Source organism: Bradyrhizobium sp. LCT2, assembly GCF_009931255.1.
Taxonomy (GTDB): Bacteria; Pseudomonadota; Alphaproteobacteria; order Rhizobiales; family Xanthobacteraceae; genus Bradyrhizobium; species Bradyrhizobium diazoefficiens.
In genome coordinates this window covers 1,255,044-1,272,926 of the sequence record NZ_CP034432.1, presented here as the reverse complement: position 1 = coordinate 1,272,926, position 17,883 = coordinate 1,255,044, and the positions used below count along the sequence as shown (strand labels likewise).

The following is a 17,883-nucleotide window of genomic DNA, read 5'->3' as shown; positions in this document are numbered from 1 at the left end:
TTCGCGGGCATGACAGTGAGATTGTGGAGGCGGCCTCCAAAACAAATCCGCCGGAGGTTGCCCTCCGGCGGATGATCTCTGGCAGCCCTCGACCGGCTTACGCCTTCATTGCGCCCTTCACGGCCTCGGCCGTGATCGGCAGCGCCCGCACGCGGGCGCCGCTGGCGTTGAAGATGGCGTTGCCGATGGCGGGGGCGATCACCGTCACCGCCGGCTCGCCGACGCCGGTGGCCTTCTCGCCATTGGCGATCACGGTGACCGCGACCTCGGGCATCTGGCTCATGCGCAAGGGCGTGTAGCTGTCGAAATTGGTCTGCTCGATGCCACCGCCCTTGAGCGTCGCCTTCTCGTACATCGCCAGCGACAGGCCCCACAGCGCCGCACCCTCGACCTGGGCGCGGATGTTGTCGGGATGCACCTGGGTGCCGACATCGGTTGCGACCGTGAGCTTCTTCACGGTCACCTCACCCGACGGCGCCACCGCGACATGGGCGACGCACGCCGTCCAGCTTGCGGTCGCGCGCTCCTGCGACGAGACGCAGGCGACGCCCATGCCCTCGCCTTTCGGCAGTTGCCTGGTGCCGTAGCCGGACAGTCCCATTGCGGCGAGCAGCGTGTTGCGCAGCCGCTGCGCCCCGCCGTCGTTCTTGCCGGCACCGTCGAGCAGCGAGATGCGGAACTGCGCGGGATCCTTGCCGGTCGCAGCCGCGATCTCGTCGATCATGCTTTCGACCGCCCAGAACGTCCAGCCGGGCGCCACCGAGCGAAGCTGCCCGGACGGCGTCGCGTTGTGCGCGAGCTCGTTCTTGATCGCGCGCACATAATGGTTGGGCACGGTGTAGAAGAAGTCGGCACCGTTCACCGTGAAGCTGTCGAGCGGCCCCTTCTTGTCGACCGATGGCGTCAGGAAATCGGGGATTCCCCAGCGCGCGGTCGGCCAGGCGGAGACGACGTCGTGGCTGAGCGCGATGAGCTTGCCGTCGCCGTCCACGCCGGCCTTCACCTTTTGGTAGGTGAGCGGACGCGAGAAATCCATCGTCATGTCGTTCTCGCGCGAATAGATCACCTTCACCGGCTTGCCGACCGCCTTTGCCGCCTGCACGGCCGGAATCATCATGTCGGCATCGAGACGCCGGCCGAAGCCGCCGCCCAGCCAATGCTGGTGCATCACCACGAACTTCGGATCGATCCCGGCCGCGCCCGCGGCGATCGCGCCGGAGCGCGTCGCGAACTGGTTGCCGGAATAGATGTGCAGGATGTCGCCCTTGAACTCCGCGGTGGCGTTCATCGGCTCCAGCGGCGTGTGGATGTTGATGCTGGTGGTGTACTCGGCCTCCACCACCTTGGCCGCCGAACCGAAGGCCGCATTGGGATCGCCGTCCTTGACGAAGAACTGGCCGGAATCCTCGAGGCCCTGGAGCCGCTTGGCCTCGTCGAGCAGCGACTGGCTCGACAGCTTGGCGTTCGGACCGCCGTCATAGGCGATCTTCAGCGCATCCGCCGCCTTGCGCGCGTTGGCATAGGTGCCGGCCACCGCGACCACCCAGCCGGAGGTGGTTCCGGTCTTGTCGTCGAGGATGATGGCCTTGATGAAGCCGGGCACCTTCTTTGCTTCGCTGTCGTCGACCGATTTCACCGTGGCGCCGAAGCGCACCGGCGGGGTCACCACCTTGCCGTAGACCATGCCCGGCAGCATCACGTCGATGCCGTACTTGGCGGTGCCGTTGGTCTTGGAGGGGATGTCGAGCTGCGGCACCGACACGCCGATCATGGTGTATTGATCCGGCGTCTTCAGCTTGATCGCCTTGAGCTCGTCCGGCGTGAAGGTCTTGGTCGCCTTGCCGCTCTTGACGATCTCGGCAAACGACATCTGCTTCTTCGACTTCGGATGCGAGACCATGGAGTCGCGCACCACCAGCTGGTCCTTGAAGTAGGGCGGCAGGCCCATGGCTGCGGCCGCCGCTTCCGTCAGCGCAATGCGGCCGGCAGCGCCCGCCCGGCTCATCGCCTCGAAATTCATCATGGTTGACCAGCTGCCGCCGGTGATCTGCGCCCCCAGTACGGGATCGTTGAACTTCGGATCGTTGGAGGCGAGCTGCACGCGCATGTCGCTCCATTTCGCGCCCAGCTCCTCGCAGACGATCTGCGCCATGGTGGAGGCGATGTGCTGGCCCATGTCGGCCTTGCCGCAGGTCACGGTGACGAGACCGTCAGGCGAGATCGCATACCAGACGCTCGGCTCGAAATTGGCGGGCGCGGCGGCCGACGCCGGATCGATGCCGGGCATGCCGGCATAGCCGAGCACGAGGCCGGACGCGGCGGTGCCGACGAGGAAGGAGCGGCGGCTGAGATCGGTCGTCCCGGGGGCGACGTTGTTCACGTGCTTATTCATGTGGACCTCCGCTCATTGCCGGAGGCGGATGCAGTGCGCATCTCGGTTGCGGCACGCATGATTGCCTTCTGTATCCGCGAATAGGTCATGCAGCGGCAGAGATTGCCGTCCATGTGTGCGACGACCTCTTCCTTGGTCGGATTGGCATTCTTCGCGAGCAGCGAGGCTGCCTGCATGATCTGCCCGGACTGGCAGTAGCCACATTGCGGAACCTGCTCGGCGATCCATGCCTTCTGGAGCGGATGATCGCCCTTGGCGGAGAGGCCTTCGATGGTGGTGATCTTCTTGCCGGCGACGTCGCCGACCATGGTCTGGCACGAGCGCACGGCTTCGCCGTTGACGTGCACGTGCAGGCACCGCACAGGCCGGCACCGCAGCCGAACTTGGTGCCGGTCATCTGCAATTGCTCGCGGATAGCCCAGAGGAGCGGCGTGTCGTTCGCCGCATCCACGGACAGACTCCGCCCGTTGATGGTGAGAGTTGGCATAGGCGTCTTCCCCTGCCGGTGCATGAAGCCGCTTACGGCGGCAACTTGTATTGGCGGACGCCCACCGGGCTGGCGTCAACCTTGATCGCAAGAATGATCGCGTTCCGCCGCAGAGGCAAATGCAATCTGGAATTGATCGAAGCCATCTCGGCCTTTGCATGTTGTGCGTTGCGAGAACGGAACTGACGCAGCGCGCATGATGCAAAGGAAAGCGGCAGACCTCGCGTCAAGCATGCATGCCATCGCCTTCAGGCGGTTTCTTCGAGGTAACCCGGCGGCTAGGATGGCCGCGACGAAACAAACAATAAAGGCGGGAGAAATGCCGAAGATCGATCGGGACGGCGTCGGAATCTATTACGAGGTCCATGGCGACGGGCCGCCGCTGCTGCTCACGCACGGCTACTCATCGACCTCAGCGATGTGGCGTGAGCAGGTCGATGCACTGGCGAAGGACCACAAGCTTGTCTTGTGGGACATGCGCGGCCACGGCCAGTCCGACTATCCCGACGATCCCAAGGCCTATAGCGAAGCGCTCACCGTCGGCGACATGGCTGCGATCCTCGATGCCGTCGGCTCGAAGCGCGCCGTCATCGGCGGGCTGTCGCTCGGCGGCTACATGTCGCTCGCCTTCACGCGCGCTTATCCGCAACGCGTCCGCGCTCTGCTGATCATCGACACCGGCCCGGGCTTCAAGAAGGACGATGCACGCGAGGCCTGGAACGCACGGGCGCTTGCCACCGCCGACAGGCTCGAGCGCGAAGGTCTCGACGTGCTGAAGGCGGCGACGCACGAGCGCGCCTCCGCTAGTCATCGCAACGCCAGCGGGCTGGCGCTCGCCGCACGCGGCATGCTGACCCAGCGCGATGCGAAGGTGATCGAGCTGCTTCCCGATATCACGGTGCCGTCGTTGATCGTGGTCGGCGCCGACGACACGTCGTTCCTGGCCGCATCCGACTACATGGCGGCCAAGATCCCCGGCGCACAAAAGGTCGTGATCCCCGCCGCCGGACACGCCGTCAACATCGATCAGCCCAAGGCTTTTGTTGACGCGGTCGTGCCTTTCCTGAAGAACTTGCCGCAATAGGCCGGCCGGACGGGGACCTGAGGCGATGAAGCGAGCGATGTTGGTTGCGGGCGTCGTGGCGACACTTTTCTCGGCGCCTGTGCAGGCCGAGCCGTTTGGCACCATGCCGCCGCGCCGGCCCTTCGTCGCGACCTTGTCGAACAACACACCGCTCGCCTTCGGCATGGACGCCGAGCAGAGCGCGCGAGCCCTGGGGCAGCCGCTGCAATATGTACGGGGACGTCCCGGCAACGAGATCTACCTCGCGCTTCGCAACATCGGCGGCAGCGGCTTGATCCCTTACCGCCACCGCCTGTTCCTGCAATTCCGCCACGGACGGCTGGCGGGATGGAAGGAGGACTACGGCGAGAACTGGATGTGGGAATAACTGTCACCCCTCATGGTGAGGAGCGCGGAACGCGCGTCTCGAACCATGCAGGCCCGCCTCTCGCAGCTCGGCCTCTATCCTTCGAGACGCGCGCGAAGGGCGCGCTCCTCAGGATGAGGGGAGAGAGCTGAGTTCGCAATAACAAAGAAGGACAACCCGCGTGGGACAAGACATCAGACTGACGGCCTCCGACAATTTCCAGCTGGGCGGCTATCGCGCCGATCCCGCAGGCAACCCGAAGGGCGCGGTGGTGGTGATCCAGGAGATATTCGGGGTCAATCATCACATCCGCTCGGTCTGCGATCGGCTGGCGAGCGAAGGCTATGTCGCGATCGCGCCGTCGATCTTCGACCGCACCTCGCCCAATTTCCAGTCGGGCTATACGCCCGATGAGATCGCCGAAGCGCGCAAGTTCGTCGCCAGCCCCGACTGGGCCGCGATGCTGCGCGACACCCAAGCCGCGATCGATGCGGTGAAGGGCGTCGGCCCGGTCGGCATCATCGGCTTTTGCCTCGGCGGCAGCGTCGCCTTCGTCGCAGCGACGCGGCTGTCGGGCCTGAAGGCCGCGATCGGCTATTACGGCGGCGCGGTCGTGCGCTTTGCCGACGAGACGCCGAAGGTGCCGACGCAACTGCATTTCGGCGAGAAGGATGCCGGCATTCCCCTGACCGACGTCGAGACCGTCAAGGCGAAACGGCCGGACGTGGAGGTCTTCATCTATCCCGGCGCCCAGCACGGCTTTCATTGCGACGAGCGCGCGAGCTACGACAAGGCGAGTGCCGACATCGCCTGGCCACGCAGCATGGAATTCTTCGCGAAGCATTTGACGACGTAGCGCGGGCGACTCTCTCCTCCGTCATTCCGGGATGCGCCGCGAAGCGGTGCAGGCCCGGAATCCATCATGCGTCAAAGTCGGAGGCGCGATGGATTCCGGGTTCGCGCTACGCGCGCCCCGGAATGACCAGAGGAGAGAGCGGGAATCGGGTGGCCGCACCTTGCCCCCGGCGCTAGAGCTGGCCGATCAAGCCAACATACGCCGGGAGATCGTCATGCAGCAGATCAACACGAACCTCGTCATCCGCAACCCCTTCGGCACGATGGACGTCCCCGGCCCGGACGATTCTGACGTCATGAGCTACGCCGCGGCCGCCACGCTTTCCGGCGATGCAGCCGACGTCAATGCGGCGCATTGGGCAGACATTTCTTCGCGCGCCGATCCGCTTGAAGGCATCTGGGCAAGCCGCTGGAACGGCGGCGCTGATCCAACCATCGCGGGCGATACGCCGGAGATGTGGAAGCATGGCCGCGCGGAAATTCGCGTCGCGGGGAACCGGATCTATCTGCGTTTCGACTGGGACAACGGCCGCCGGCACGGGCTGATCGACGCTGTGCGCGAGGGCGCGGATCGCTTGGTCGGCAAGTACATCAACCTGACCAACCCTGCGATCACGCGGCCGTGGGTCGGGCGCGTGGTCGATGCCGCGCGCATCGACGGATGTTTTCCGGAAGGGCGGCTGGATTTCAGGAGATAGGTCGCGAGGCCGCCGACATCATCCCTGCCGTCATTCCGGGATGCGCCGCGCAGCGGTGCAGGCCCGGAATCCACCGTGCGTCAGAGATGGTGGGGAAATAGATTCCGGGCTCGCGCTACGCGCGCCCCGGAATGACGAGAGAGCTAGAACCAGCGCTCGCCGACGAACACGGTGTCGCCCGGTGCCAACGGCGTGCCGAGCGGAACCACGGCGCGCATCGAGCCGCCGGCTTCGGTATGCGTGACGGTGACCACGTCGCGCTTGGCGCGGGGCGAGAAGCCGCCGGCGATGGCGACGGCGCTTTCGACCGTCATGTTCGGCACGTAGGGATATTGGCCGGGCGCCGAGACTTCGCCGAGAATGAAGAACGGGCGATAGGCCTCGATCTCGACGGCGACCGAGGGCTCACGGATGTAACCGTTGCGCAGGCGCGCGGCGATTTCACCGGCGAGGCCCGCCGTGGTGCGGCCACGGGCCGGCACCGCGCCGATCAGCGGCATGGTGATGGAGCCGCCGGCATCGATCGCGTAGCTGTTGGTGAGACCTTCCTGGCCATAGACCACGACGCGCAGCTTGTCGCCGGCATCGAGATGGTAGGAGGCATCATAACGGACCGGCGCTCCCATCGGCGCGGCGTAGCCGACCGGCATCGGCGCAGGCGCGGAGGCAAAGGAATTGCGCAGCGCGCCGATGGCGCCGCCACCGTCGGCGACGACAACCGGCTGCGGCGCGTTGTAGGGCTGGCCGTAGGCCATCGAATCGAGATCGGCGCGCGGCTGCATCACCGCGACGGGACCGGCGGTCTGCATGCAGCCGCCAAGGGCAAGCGCGGCGGACGCTGCCAACATCGACCATCGAAACGCGCGTGCAACCGGCACCGGACCTATCCCTCGAAACGAGACGGCTCCAGTGATGCACCGGTTATGGTTAATAAAGCGTTGAGGGGGCTGGGGCGCTGCGAGCAACGGGCACACTGCGCTCCCTCTCCCGCTCTTGTCCGCCGAAGCCTTGGCGAAGGCGGATGCGGGGCGCGACGAGCTTCGCTCGCGCTGAGAGGGCTGGGGAGAGGGTGTCGCCACAACGGGACAGTCCCCCGGGGGATAGAGCCCTCACCCGGCGCGCGGGACGATGCTTCGCATCGCCCGGGCACGCCGACCTCTCCCGCAAGCGGGAGAGGTGCAGCGAGTCCGGAGCTGACTTACGCGCTCACGCCGACGCCGATCGGGCAGGACACGCCGGTGCCGCCGAGGCCGCAATAGCCGGCGGGGTTCTTCGCCAGATATTGCTGATGGTAGTCCTCGGCGAAATAGAATGCGCCGGCGGGCGCGATCTCGGTGGTGATGGCACCGAGGCCCTTGGCCGCGAGCGCCTTCTGGTAGAGCGCCTTCGACTCGTCGGCCGCTTTCTTCTGCGCATCCGAGTAAGTGTAGATCGCGCTTCGGTACTGCGTGCCGACGTCGTTGCCCTGGCGCATGCCCTGCGTCGGGTTGTGGCTCTCCCAGAACGTCTTCAAGAGCTTCTCGTAGGAGACCTTCTTCGGATCGAACACGACCAGCACCACTTCGGTGTGGCCGGTGCGTCCCGAACAGGTCTCCTCATAGGTCGGATTCGGCGTGTGGCCGCCGGCATAGCCGACGGCGGTGGTGTAAACGCCATCGCCAAGCTCCCAGAACTTGCGCTCGGCGCCCCAGAAGCAGCCGAGCCCGAACACGGCCTGCTCGAGGCCGGCGGGATAAGGCGGCTGCAACTTGCTGCCGTTGACGAAATGGGTGCTCGCGGTCGGGATGGCTTGCGCACGGCCCGGCAGCGCCTCAGTTGCGCTCGGCAATGCGGTGGTCTTGCGCATGAACAGCATGGTCGGATCTCCGAAGAACGAGCTGTCCGTCGCTTGTGCCGACTCGAAAAGCCAGGCGCTCAGGCGGCGTGCTCGCGATCAGGTGGGAATATAGGCGTTTACGCGCGAAGGGGCAGCCTTGTTACGCGGCGCCGCGCGCGGGACTCAGTCCCGGGAATAGCCGATCAGCGGCTTGCGCGGGCGGAACAGGATCATCAGGAGGATGCCCAGGATGCCGAGGACGGCGAACACCGGCTGATCCAGCACAAGGCGGATCACCGAGGTCCAGAGCCAGGGCGCCTTGGCCTCGACCCAGGTCCGGAACGCCGACTGGCTGGCCTGATTGATGTCGTTCCAGAACTGGCCGAACCGGGTGAACTTGAGGGTCTGGTCGGCCACCCAGCGGGCGCCGTCATAGACCATGAAGATGAACCCGCCGGCGAGCAGCAACAGCCCAATCAGTCGGAAAAAGCCGCGGATCATGCCTCACCTTATATGGTCGTCCGGTCGGAGGACCCAAAGAAACGCCGCCAGCCAATAGCCGGGCGACGGCAGAAATTCAACCTCTTCAGGGCGTTACGGCACCCATTCAGGCCGCCAGAGCCGGTTTTCCGGGTCTTGAAAGCGTTGACGGTGCCAAAGACCCTCTCTATAAGGGCGCCAACTGGCGGCGGGCGCAATCCTGCCGCCGCTGTTCTTTGAGCAGTTGCAGGCTCTTTGAGGCCTCATGTTCCGGGAACAGCCTTGAACCGAACACCCTAAATCCGAGCGTCGATTACGCGGTCAAGCAAGCCGGCGCTACCCGACCAAGACGCGACCGGTACCCGCAAAGGACATTGAGACCATGGCCAATACCACCTCCGCCAAGAAAGCGACGCGCAAGATCGCCCGCCGCACCGCCGTCAACAAGTCGCGCCGCACCCAGATGCGTGGCGCCGTGCGCAACGTCGAGGAAGCCATCAAGACCGGCGACCGCGCCGCCGCCGTGAAGGCGCTGGCGAATGCCGAGCCCGCCTTGATGCGCGCCGCGCAGCGCAACATCATTCACAAGAACAATGCCAGCCGCAAAGTCTCGCGGCTCACCGCGCAGATCGCCAAGCTCGCCAAGTAAGTTCGCGAAGCAAGTTCGCGGACCAGGCTCGCCAAGCGACTGGTTGCAATCATCCGATCGGTTGATCCGCTCGACATCGCGTTCGTCAATCAGCCCGGCCTCGCGCCGGGCTTTTTGCTGCCTGTCATATTCACGCAAGCAGTCACGCGCCAATCCTCGATTGGAGGATTTGCATCTCCGCACTATGATGCGTTCCGCAATTTTACCTCCAGCCTCGTTGCGGGTGATATTGCAACAGCGGAAACTTTCGCTGCGCTGCGCTGCGAAAAACCCTTGCGAGGCGGGCCCAACTCGCACCTGCACGCGCGCCAGGTTCTGCACACCGTAGTTTCACCGGGACACATCGTGCGATGGAGTTACCCTGTGAAACGAGACTCAAAAAACGGTGTCTCGCTAATCACTTATCGACATAGCGATCACAAGCATTTGGAAAATTCGTCTGCACGTCGCGCGCGTGACGATTTTGTAAAAAATTTTTGGCTGTGACGAGGATTTGTCACATGACGCGGCGCATTTTCGATTCTGTGCACGAATCCAAAAACTTGGTCACGAGCCTGTGCACAAGTCGCGCGCGGCGTTAACGCTGGTCAAGTTTTTTGATGCATCGAGTGTGAATCAATTTCGTTGCGAGTCTTTCCGCTTAGTGTATTCCTTAAGTCGTTCGCGGCGCCCACGATCTTGAGACCAGCGCGGTTTTGGAAACGGGGCGAGCGTGCAAATCGGCGGCGGTGTGCACGTTGGCGACGCTTCAACAAGCGATTGTCGGTTCAAAACCCATAGCAACATGGGAATGGTAGCTCTTTGTCTGAATGTCTCCAAGCGAGATCCAAGCGCAAACGAGAGACATCTTGAGACTACCCCGACACGCGTGATTGGCGAAGCCGGGCGAACGAACAGTGCAGACGGGCAGGACATCGGCGACTTTAGCCGCGGATGTCTTCAGGACACGCAGGACCTTGCCGTGAGCAATCACGGCAGGACGGGGAGGTATCATGTCTTACGGACAGAACGCGGTATTGAAACAGGTTTTCCATTCCAACGATGCCGTTTTAAATCCGTCGGACACCCAGCCTCCCGCGTGTGACGGAGCGCCGAGTACGCGCTGACCTCGCGACCCCTCCATCTCTGACATCGCTGATCGGACGCGGCGTTCTCGCCGAACGGTCGAGCCATGTCTGACGATGGACTCGCTTTGAGGTCGCGCCATGCCAGGAACCCTATGGCAGGAACCCTGCATGGCGCTCACAACGCAACTATATCTCTCAAGAGAAGTTTTGACGATGAACACATCGGAACAGGATCGCTGGTCACGCGTGAAGGGTCGGCTGCGCTCGAGCGTCGGCGAAGACATCTATACGAGCTGGTTTGCGCGCATGGATCTCGAAGACGTGCAGGATGAGAGCGTGCGGCTCTCGGTTCCCACGCGCTTCCTGAAGAGCTGGATCCAGGCCCATTATGCCGAGCGCGTGCTGTCGTGCTGGCAGGCCGAGATGCCGGAAGTGCATCGCATCGATCTCACCGTGCGCTCCGCGGTGCGCCCGGTCGCGCCGCCGAAGGAAGCCCCGGTGCCGGTCGAAACACGCCGCGCGCCTGCGCCGGAGCTGCGCTCGACTGCGACCGCGCCGGTCTCGGCCAATCATGACGCGCTCGGCGGCTCGCCGCTCGATCCGCGCCTGACCTTTGCGAGCTTCGTCATCGGCCGCTCCAACACACTGGCCCATGCAGCCGCGCGCCAGGTTGCCGAAGGACGTCGCGGCGATCCCGTCATGTTCAACCCGCTCTACATCCATGCCGGCGTCGGCCTCGGCAAGACGCACCTGCTCCAGGCGGTGACCTGGGCCGGCAATTCCGGCAACGAGCGCAAGGTGCTGTATCTCACGGCCGAGAAGTTCATGTACGGCTTCGTCGCCGCGCTGAAGACGCAGACGGCACTCGCCTTCAAGGAAGCGCTGCGCGGTATCGACGTGCTGGTGATCGACGATCTCCAGTTCCTGCAGGGCAAGTCGACGCAGGCCGAGTTCTGTCACACGCTGAACGCGCTGATCGACGCCGGCCGCCAGGTCGTGATCGCGGCCGACCGTCCGCCGTCCGATCTCGAAAGCCTGGATGACCGCGTGCGCTCGCGGCTGGCCGGCGGCCTCGTGGTCGAGATGGGCTCGCTCGGCGAGGAGCTGCGCCACGGCATCCTCAAGTCGCGCGTCGCCGCCGCCCGCGCCCATCATGCGACGTTCGACGTGCCGGAGGAGGTGCTGCATTATCTCGCCCGCACCATCACCCATAACGGCCGCGACCTCGAAGGCGCGATCAACCGGCTCTTGGCGCATTCCAAGCTCAACAACCAGCCGGTGACACTGGAGATGGCCGAGCGCGAGGTGCGCGACCTGGTCCGGCCGCAGGAGCCGAAGCGGATCAAGATCGAGGACATCCAGCGCGTGGTGGCGCGGCAGTATAATGTCAGCCGCTCCGACTTGCTGTCCTCGCGCCGCACCGCCAACGTGGTCCGTCCGCGCCAGGTGGCGATGTACCTCGCCAAGACGCTGACCCTGCGCTCGCTGCCCGAAATCGGCCGCCGCTTCGGCGGACGCGACCACACCACGGTGCTGCACGCCGTGCGCAAGATCGAGGCGCTGGTCTCCAAGGACACCGCGCTGTCCGAGGAAGTCGAGTCGCTGAAGCGCCAGCTTCAGGAATAAACGCCTATTTCTTTCACCTCTCCCCGCTTGCGGGGAGAGGTCGGAATACGCGCGCAGCGCGGATTCCGGGTGAGGGGGACTCTCGGCGCGTCCAACTCTCACCTCCCTTGCGGTAACTCCCCTCACCCCAACCCTCTCCCCGCAAGCGGGGCGAGGGAGCAGACCTATGCCTGAGCGGCGGCGGGTGTTTTTGCCTGTAAATCGTGGGGAACTGCCCCCCGATCCCTTGAAACCGGGGGCCATCCGCGCCACCTTGCGCGACCCTGACGGCTTTGGTCATATCGGCTGGAGACCCCGGCCTGTCGGGGTCTTCGGTGCCGCGGCGCGCTTTTCGGCCGCCCGGCTTTTTTCATCTTGGGGATCGGGCGAGTAGTGCAATGAAGGTTACGGTCGAACGCGCGCAACTCCTGAAATCGCTGGGCCATGTCCACCGCGTGGTCGAGCGCCGCAATACGATTCCGATCCTCGGCAACGTGCTGGTCCGGGCCGAGAACGCGAAATTGTCGCTGAAGGCGACCGACCTCGACCTCGAGGTGACGGAAACGCTGCCCGCGGAAACCGCGACCGCCGGCTCCGCCACGGTGCCGGCGCACATGTTCTACGACATCGTGCGCAAGCTGCCGGACGGCTCCCAGATCGTACTCGAGGCCGACGGCGACCGCGCCGTGCTGGCGATCCGCGCCGGCCGCTCGCGCTTCACGCTCCAGACCCTGCCGGAGAATGATTTCCCGGATCTGGCCGCCGGCGACATGTCGCATTCGTTCTCGCTCGCCGCCAAGGACGTCAAGCGGCTGATCGACCGCACCCAGTTCGCGATCTCGACCGAGGAGACGCGCTATTATCTCAACGGCATCTATCTGCACGCCGCCGGCACCGCCAAGGCCGCGACCCTGCGCGGCGTCGCCACCGACGGCCACCGCCTCGCCCAGCTCGACCTGGTCCAGCCCAAGGGCGCCGACGGCATGCCCGGCGTGATCGTGCCGCGCAAGACGGTCGGCGAGGTGCAGCGCCTGATCGAGGACACCGAAGCCGAGATGACGATCGAGCTGTCGCAGGCCAAGATCCGCTTTACGATCGGCAACGTCGTGCTGACCTCGAAGCTGATCGACGGCACCTTCCCCGACTACGGCCGCGTGATCCCGCAAGGCAACGACAAGGAGCTCGTCGTCGACAAGAAGGATTTCGAGAACGCGGTCGACCGCGTCTCCACCATCTCCAGCGAGCGCGGCCGGGCGGTGAAACTGTCGCTGTCGCCGGGCAAGCTGGTGCTGTCGGTGACCAATCCGGATTCCGGCAGCGCGACCGAAGAGCTCGAGGTCGAATACGCCTCCGACGCCCTCGATATCGGCTTCAACTCCCGCTATCTGCTCGACATCGCCGCCCAGATCGAAGGCGAGGTCGCGACCCTCAGGCTCGCCGACCCCGGCTCGCCCACCCTGGTCCAGGACCGCGACGACAAGAGCGCGCTCTACGTGCTGATGCCGATGCGGGTGTGAGGGACGTGCTCCCTCGCCAGCACACACTGCCCTTAGAACCGCGCGCGATGCACGTTACTGCGCCCTCTCCCCCTGTGGGAGAGGGCTGCACCAATGTTTGACGCAAGCTCACTTGGGTGAGGGGTTGGTGCCACGAGACCCGTCCCATCGACCGATCGCCCCGCCTCTCCGCCAATTTGCAAGGAAGATGCGGCACGAGCCGACTGACGCCGAGAGGGCAATGTGGCGCTTGTTGAGGGATCGTCGGCTCTCCACTTTCAAGTTTCGCCGACAGGAGCCGTTCAAGAACTACATTCTCGACTTTGTCTGTTTCGAGAAGAGGCTCGTGATCGAGATTGACGGAAGCCAACATGCGGAATCACAAGGCGACGCAACTCGTGACGCAGCCTTGTCCGCGGCAGGTTTCGCCATAGCGCGTTACTGGAACAACGAGGTGTTGCAACAGCCCGCGGCTGTGCTGGAAGACATTCTTGCAAAGCTCGCCACGCGGTAACATACCCCTCACCCGTCGCCTCACTTCGTGAGGCGCCACCCTCCCCCACAAGGGGGGAGGGAAAGGCACTGCCCGGCAATGACGAGTTAAAATGACCCCCTCCCGCATTCATCGCCTGACGCTGACGCATTTTCGCAATTATCGGGCGGCGGGGCTCGAGACGGCGGCTGACATGGTGGCGCTGGTCGGGCCGAACGGGGCGGGCAAGACCAATTGCATCGAGGCGATCTCGTTCCTGTCGCCGGGGCGCGGCCTGCGCCGTGCGACGCTGGAGGACGTTGCCGACAATCAGGGCGACGGCTCCTGGGCCGTGTCTGCGCAGGTCGAGGGCGCATTGGGCCTCGCCACGCTCGGCACCGGCATCGAGCCGCCGCGCGCCGACGCTGCCGTGACCCGGCGTTGCCGCATCGACCGCGAGCCGGTGAATTCGGCGGCCGCCTTCGGCGACCACATCCGCATGGTGTGGCTGACGCCGGCGATGGACGGGCTGTTCATGGGCGCGGCCTCCGAGCGACGGCGCTTCTTCGACCGCCTGGTGCTCGCCATCGACAGCGAGCATTCCAGCCGCATCAACGCGCTCGAGCGCTCCCTCCGCTCGCGCAACCGCCTGCTCGAGACGCGCAATTACGACGACCATTGGTGTGACGCGATCGAGCGCGAGACCGCCGAGCTTGCGGTCGCGGTCGCAGCAACCCGCGGCCAGACCGCAGCAAGGCTGACCGGCATGCTGAACGCGCGCGCGCAGGCTTCCGCCTTTCCTTCGGCGCAGATCGCGCTCGACGGCTGGATGGAGAACGCGCTGCTCCGGGAGACCGCGACGTCGGTCGAGGACCGCTACCGCCAGATCCTGCGCGACAACCGTCCGCGCGACGCCATCGCCGGCCGCACCACCGACGGCCCGCATTTGACCGATCTCCAGGTCATCTACGCGCCGAAAGGAATGCCGGCGCGCGATGCCTCGACCGGCGAGCAGAAGGCGCTTCTGATCGGCCTCGTGCTGGCGCACGCGACGCTGGTCGCCGAGATGACCGGCATCGTGCCGCTGCTGCTGCTCGACGAGGTCGTCGCCCATCTCGATCCGAACCGCCGCGCCGCGCTGTTCGAGGAGCTGAAGAAGCTCGGCGCGCAGGTCTGGCTGACCGGCGCGGACCCGGCCGCTTTCGCCGAGATCGGCGCCGGGGGCGAAGTCTTTGACGTCGAGAGCGGACGCGTCTCCGCCCGGCGCTAGAACGCCATTGAACCCGACGATTTCCCGCCGCGACTAGCTGTCGGAGGCCGCGCCGACGACGTCGCAGCCGTGACTGCGCGATGACATGAATCGCAATCTCTTGGAGAGTGAGATGCGGACGGTAAGGCCCGGGGCGCAAGCCCCGGCACGATGGCGGGCGTTTGCGTGCGGGCTCGCCCTGCTCGCAAGCTGCATGCTCGCGGCAACCGCCGGCGCCTTTGTGCCGGATCTGCCGCGGCTGTTTTCCGCAGAGCTCACGCCGGACCCCGAGGCCAAGCTGCCCGCGCCGACCCGTTACAGCTACAGGGGGACCCACACCACCGTGGTGCAGGGCGTTAAAGCGCCGCTTCGTATCAGACTGGAGGCCACCGTACCCGCCGAGCTCGGCAACGTGCTCGCCTTCTATCGCACCGAGCTCAGCAAGCTCGGCTGGCAGGAGCAGCGCGACGGCGCGGTGATCGCCGCCGATCACGTCCAGCTCGCCTTCGCCTCCCCGCTGGGACCAGCGCTGCTGGAGCTCCACCGCAAGGACAGCAGCACCACGGTCAAGCTCGTGCAGAAGAACGCATTGGTCGCAACCGACGCGAACGTCATGCCCGAACCCGGCCAGGCCAAGCTGGTGTTCGCCAATATCAGCAAGACGGACGCCACGCTCACGATCAATGAGCAGACCATCAAGCGCGCCGCCGGCGCCCATGCGGTGTCGCTGGATCTGCAGCCCGGCAAATATTCCTACGAGATGAGCGTGCCGGGCCATCCAGCCACCACGAATGTCCTCGACGTCGCTGCCGGCGATACCTGGGAGCTCACCGTCGGGCCCGACGGTGACGCATGGTCGCCGCTCCTGCTGTATTGAGCCCTTTTGAACCTCACGGGTTCCCGCCGCGACTTCTCGTCTGAGGCCGCGCCGACGGTGTCGCAGCCTGCAATTGCGCGAGGGATCGACCCGCGCGAAATCCAGGAGTTTTTAGCGATGTCGATCATCAAGCGCGGGACGCAGGTCCCGGCACGCTGGCGGCTGCTTGCCTGCGGCCTTCTGCTCATGGCGAGCGCGTCTCTGCCCGCACGCGCCGACGATGGCATTGTCGACGTTCACGCGCTGCCGCAGCTCGATGGTGCGGTGGAGGATAATTCGCGCCCCGATCCCTACCGCGTCGAATATCGCATGCCGGCGCCGGAATCCGTGACGTCGCCGGCGGTGAAGAAGCTCCTCAGCGCCGCCGGCTGGGTGCCCTATGTACGGCCAATGGAGGAGAAGAGCACCACGCTGAATTTCAAGAAGGGACGGCAGGGCCTGTCCGTTCATTTCACGCAGGCTCTCGGCCGGCCCGACCAGTCCGTGGTCTACTATTCGACCGACCGGATCTACGGCAACGTGCCGTTCCCCGACGGCGCGAGCGACATCGTGTTCGATGGCACAAGGCCCTATCTCGGCTGCATCGCGCCCAGCGCGCTCGATACGACATCGGACTTTTACGCCAGCCAGATGGAAGCGATCGGCTGGCGCAAGCTCACGCCGGAAACGGCCGCGCGCTGGACGACCAGCCTGGATGAGACCGTTCCCAACGGCTTACGCGTGTTCTACGAGCATCCCGACAGTGAGGTCACCGGCTTCTACAAGCAGAAGCCCGTCATGCTGACGCTGACGCGCCGCGACGACGGCCGCACCAATGTCGACATCCGCGTCGCGCCCTTCGCGCTTCCCTTCGATCTCAAGGCCGACAGCGACGCCGCCGGGCTGCCGCGGCCAACTTTCACCAAGTCGTCGAGGGGGCTCGGCAGCGCAAGCTCCAACAAGCGCGAGATGTCGGCGGCCGCGATGGCCGAGCTGCCCGCGGTGCTGGCCTTCTATCATCGCGAGCTCGCCGCGCGCGGCTGGCAGGAGGACGGCAGCGCGCCGCTCGCGCCCGGCGACGAGGTGGCGATCAAGATCTCCAACGCCGAGGAAGCCGGCGTGCTGCGGCTTGGCCGCAAATACGATTTCACCATGGTCAGCCTGACCGCGCAGGTGAAGGAATCAGCCCTTGCCGCCCGCGCCAAGGCAAAGAAGGAGGCTGACGACAGATTCTTCAGCGATGCCGCGGCAGCCGCAAAGCAGGTCATCGCCGCCGACGAGGCGCGGCGCAAGGTGCAGGCGGCCGCGCTGTCCGATGTCCCGCTCAACGCGCTCGCCGACAGCAAGACGCCGGTGCCGCTGCCGGAGAACGCCGAGGGCGTGAAGTTCGAAGGCAGCGACGGCAGCCTCGAATTCTCGTCCACATCGAGCGTGAAGGCGCTGACCGCGTTCTACCGGGCCTCGCTGAAGCCATTGGGCTGGAACGAGCGGCCTTCGGTCATCAACCAGCCCAACATGGCGATGCTGGAGTTTGCCAGAAGCGGCAAGTCGATCTCCTTCACCGTGATGCAGATGGGCCCCAAGGTGCGGGTCAGTGCCGAGGGTTCGGGCCTAAGGGTGACTGCGGCCAAGCCTGCGGAGGTGCAGGCCAAGTCATCCGAACCGCTCAAGCCGGACACCGAATCCCAGCTGCCCGTGCCGACGCAGCGTTCGTCGACCTCGCTCGCCACCACGAAACTGCCGGGCAGCGAGACGCCGTTCCGCCGCGAGCTGGAGGCCAGCATCCCCGCCCCGCTCGGCGACGTGCTGGCGTTCTACCGCACCGAGCTTGGAAAGCTCGGCTGGCAGGAAAAGGCCGACGGTGCCACCGTGTCCGCAGATAGCGCGCAGATCGACTTCACCTCGCCGCAGGGCCCGGCCGTGCTCAAGCTTGGTCGCGCCAAAGGCGAGACCACAGTCAATCTGGCGCAGAAGAATCCGGATGCCGCGACCAAGGCGGACATCATGCCCAAGCCGGGCCAGGCCAGGGTGATGCTCGGCAATATCGGGCCGAAGGAAGCATCGCTCACGATCAACAAGCAGACCATCAAGATCGCGGCCGGCGCCGGCGGCCCGCAATCGCCGAAAGGTCCGATGCTCGATCTGGCGCCCGGCAAGTATCAGTATGCGCTGCGCGTACCGGGGCGTCCCGCCCGCACCGAGACCCTCACGGTCGCCGCCGGCGATGCCTGGGGCCTGATGGTGGGTCCGACCGGCGAGGTGCTTCCGCTGCAGATGTATTGATCCCGCCGCCTGTGCCTGCAACGGCCCGGTTGAACCTGTCCGGTTCCT

The 17,883-nt window shown here is 65.3% G+C and carries 15 protein-coding genes and 1 pseudogene; 11 read left to right on the top strand and 5 right to left on the bottom strand.

Annotated elements, in window-relative coordinates; all coding sequences use genetic code 11:
- Positions 1-97: 97 nt before the first annotated feature.
- Positions 98-2,392 (bottom strand): molybdopterin cofactor-binding domain-containing protein, encoded by a 2,295-nt coding sequence (locus tag EI171_RS06710; RefSeq protein WP_161532887.1) that lies wholly within the window; start codon positions 2,390-2,392, stop codon positions 98-100.
- Positions 2,389-2,879 (bottom strand): annotated as a pseudogene (locus tag EI171_RS06705) ((2Fe-2S)-binding protein). Before EI171_RS06705 ends, EI171_RS06710 begins: the two are co-directional and overlap by 4 nt.
- Positions 2,880-3,198: 319 nt before the next feature.
- On the opposite strand from EI171_RS06705, the gene EI171_RS06700 reads away from it, so the two are divergent.
- The 4 genes from EI171_RS06700 (at position 3,199) to EI171_RS06685 (ending at position 5,862) form a co-directional block, all read left to right on the top strand.
- The gene (locus tag EI171_RS06700) at positions 3,199-3,963 is read left to right on the top strand and encodes an alpha/beta fold hydrolase (protein WP_161532886.1); all 765 of its coding nucleotides are present in this window, start codon (positions 3,199-3,201) and stop codon (positions 3,961-3,963) included.
- A gap of 25 nt (positions 3,964-3,988) precedes the next feature.
- Positions 3,989-4,330 carry a hypothetical protein gene (locus EI171_RS06695; RefSeq protein ID WP_028172557.1) on the top strand — a complete coding sequence of 114 codons (342 nt, stop codon included), beginning with the start codon at positions 3,989-3,991 and terminating at the stop codon, positions 4,328-4,330.
- Positions 4,331-4,490: 160 nt separating this feature from the next.
- The gene (locus EI171_RS06690) at positions 4,491-5,165 is read left to right on the top strand and encodes a dienelactone hydrolase family protein (RefSeq protein ID WP_161532885.1); all 675 of its coding nucleotides are present in this window, start codon (positions 4,491-4,493) and stop codon (positions 5,163-5,165) included.
- Between the two features lie 214 nt (positions 5,166-5,379).
- Positions 5,380-5,862, top strand: a complete 483-nt coding sequence (locus EI171_RS06685) for a hypothetical protein (protein ID WP_161532884.1) — start codon at positions 5,380-5,382, stop codon at positions 5,860-5,862.
- A gap of 143 nt (positions 5,863-6,005) precedes the next feature.
- Here the strand turns inward: EI171_RS06685 and EI171_RS06680 are convergent, their stop codons facing one another.
- The 3 genes from EI171_RS06680 to EI171_RS06670 form a co-directional block, all read right to left on the bottom strand.
- Positions 6,006-6,710 (bottom strand): polysaccharide biosynthesis/export family protein, encoded by a 705-nt coding sequence (locus EI171_RS06680; protein WP_231166607.1) that lies wholly within the window; start codon positions 6,708-6,710, stop codon positions 6,006-6,008.
- 350 nt (positions 6,711-7,060) lie between these two features.
- Positions 7,061-7,717, bottom strand: coding sequence for a peptide-methionine (S)-S-oxide reductase MsrA (gene msrA / locus EI171_RS06675; protein WP_011083656.1), 657 nt, complete (start codon positions 7,715-7,717; stop codon positions 7,061-7,063).
- A 144-nt stretch (positions 7,718-7,861) separates the two neighbouring features.
- Entirely contained in the window at positions 7,862-8,179 is a 318-nt protein-coding gene (locus EI171_RS06670) for a hypothetical protein (RefSeq protein ID WP_011083655.1), read from the bottom strand.
- 361 nt (positions 8,180-8,540) lie between these two features.
- Between EI171_RS06670 and rpsT the strand changes: the two genes are divergently transcribed.
- From rpsT to EI171_RS06635, 7 genes are all read left to right on the top strand, one after another.
- Entirely contained in the window at positions 8,541-8,807 is a 267-nt protein-coding gene (rpsT, locus tag EI171_RS06665) for a 30S ribosomal protein S20 (RefSeq protein ID WP_011083654.1), read from the top strand.
- 1,280 nt (positions 8,808-10,087) lie between these two features.
- Positions 10,088-11,500 carry a chromosomal replication initiator protein DnaA gene (gene dnaA, locus EI171_RS06660; protein WP_028172553.1) on the top strand — a complete coding sequence of 471 codons (1,413 nt, stop codon included), beginning with the start codon at positions 10,088-10,090 and terminating at the stop codon, positions 11,498-11,500.
- Positions 11,501-11,877: 377 nt separating this feature from the next.
- Positions 11,878-12,996, top strand: coding sequence for a DNA polymerase III subunit beta (gene dnaN, locus EI171_RS06655; RefSeq protein ID WP_161532883.1), 1,119 nt, complete (start codon positions 11,878-11,880; stop codon positions 12,994-12,996).
- Between the two features lie 127 nt (positions 12,997-13,123).
- A complete protein-coding gene (locus EI171_RS06650) occupies positions 13,124-13,489 on the top strand; it encodes a DUF559 domain-containing protein (protein ID WP_011083650.1) in 366 nt (121 codons plus the stop codon).
- 91 nt (positions 13,490-13,580) lie between these two features.
- Positions 13,581-14,717 (top strand): DNA replication/repair protein RecF, encoded by a 1,137-nt coding sequence (gene recF / locus EI171_RS06645; protein ID WP_028172552.1) that lies wholly within the window; start codon positions 13,581-13,583, stop codon positions 14,715-14,717.
- 112 nt (positions 14,718-14,829) lie between these two features.
- Positions 14,830-15,573, top strand: coding sequence for a hypothetical protein (locus tag EI171_RS06640; protein ID WP_161532882.1), 744 nt, complete (start codon positions 14,830-14,832; stop codon positions 15,571-15,573).
- A gap of 117 nt (positions 15,574-15,690) precedes the next feature.
- Positions 15,691-17,835, top strand: a complete 2,145-nt coding sequence (locus EI171_RS06635; protein ID WP_161532881.1) for a hypothetical protein — start codon at positions 15,691-15,693, stop codon at positions 17,833-17,835.
- Positions 17,836-17,883: the final 48 nt, after the last annotated feature.

Coding starts and splice junctions, on each gene's coding strand:
- dnaA (WP_028172553.1), top strand. CDS start 10,088: ATGAACACATCGGAACAGGATCGCTGGTCACGCGTGAAGGGTCGGCTG.
- EI171_RS06700 (WP_161532886.1), top strand. CDS start 3,199: ATGCCGAAGATCGATCGGGACGGCGTCGGAATCTATTACGAGGTCCAT.
- EI171_RS06680 (WP_231166607.1), bottom strand. CDS start 6,710: ATGTTGGCAGCGTCCGCCGCGCTTGCCCTTGGCGGCTGCATGCAGACC.
- EI171_RS06670 (WP_011083655.1), bottom strand. CDS start 8,179: ATGATCCGCGGCTTTTTCCGACTGATTGGGCTGTTGCTGCTCGCCGGC.
- recF (WP_028172552.1), top strand. CDS start 13,581: ATGACCCCCTCCCGCATTCATCGCCTGACGCTGACGCATTTTCGCAAT.
- EI171_RS06710 (WP_161532887.1), bottom strand. CDS start 2,392: ATGAATAAGCACGTGAACAACGTCGCCCCCGGGACGACCGATCTCAGC.
- EI171_RS06695 (WP_028172557.1), top strand. CDS start 3,989: ATGAAGCGAGCGATGTTGGTTGCGGGCGTCGTGGCGACACTTTTCTCG.
- rpsT (WP_011083654.1), top strand. CDS start 8,541: ATGGCCAATACCACCTCCGCCAAGAAAGCGACGCGCAAGATCGCCCGC.
- msrA (WP_011083656.1), bottom strand. CDS start 7,717: ATGCTGTTCATGCGCAAGACCACCGCATTGCCGAGCGCAACTGAGGCG.
- EI171_RS06685 (WP_161532884.1), top strand. CDS start 5,380: ATGCAGCAGATCAACACGAACCTCGTCATCCGCAACCCCTTCGGCACG.
- EI171_RS06635 (WP_161532881.1), top strand. CDS start 15,691: ATGTCGATCATCAAGCGCGGGACGCAGGTCCCGGCACGCTGGCGGCTG.
- dnaN (WP_161532883.1), top strand. CDS start 11,878: ATGAAGGTTACGGTCGAACGCGCGCAACTCCTGAAATCGCTGGGCCAT.
- EI171_RS06640 (WP_161532882.1), top strand. CDS start 14,830: ATGCGGACGGTAAGGCCCGGGGCGCAAGCCCCGGCACGATGGCGGGCG.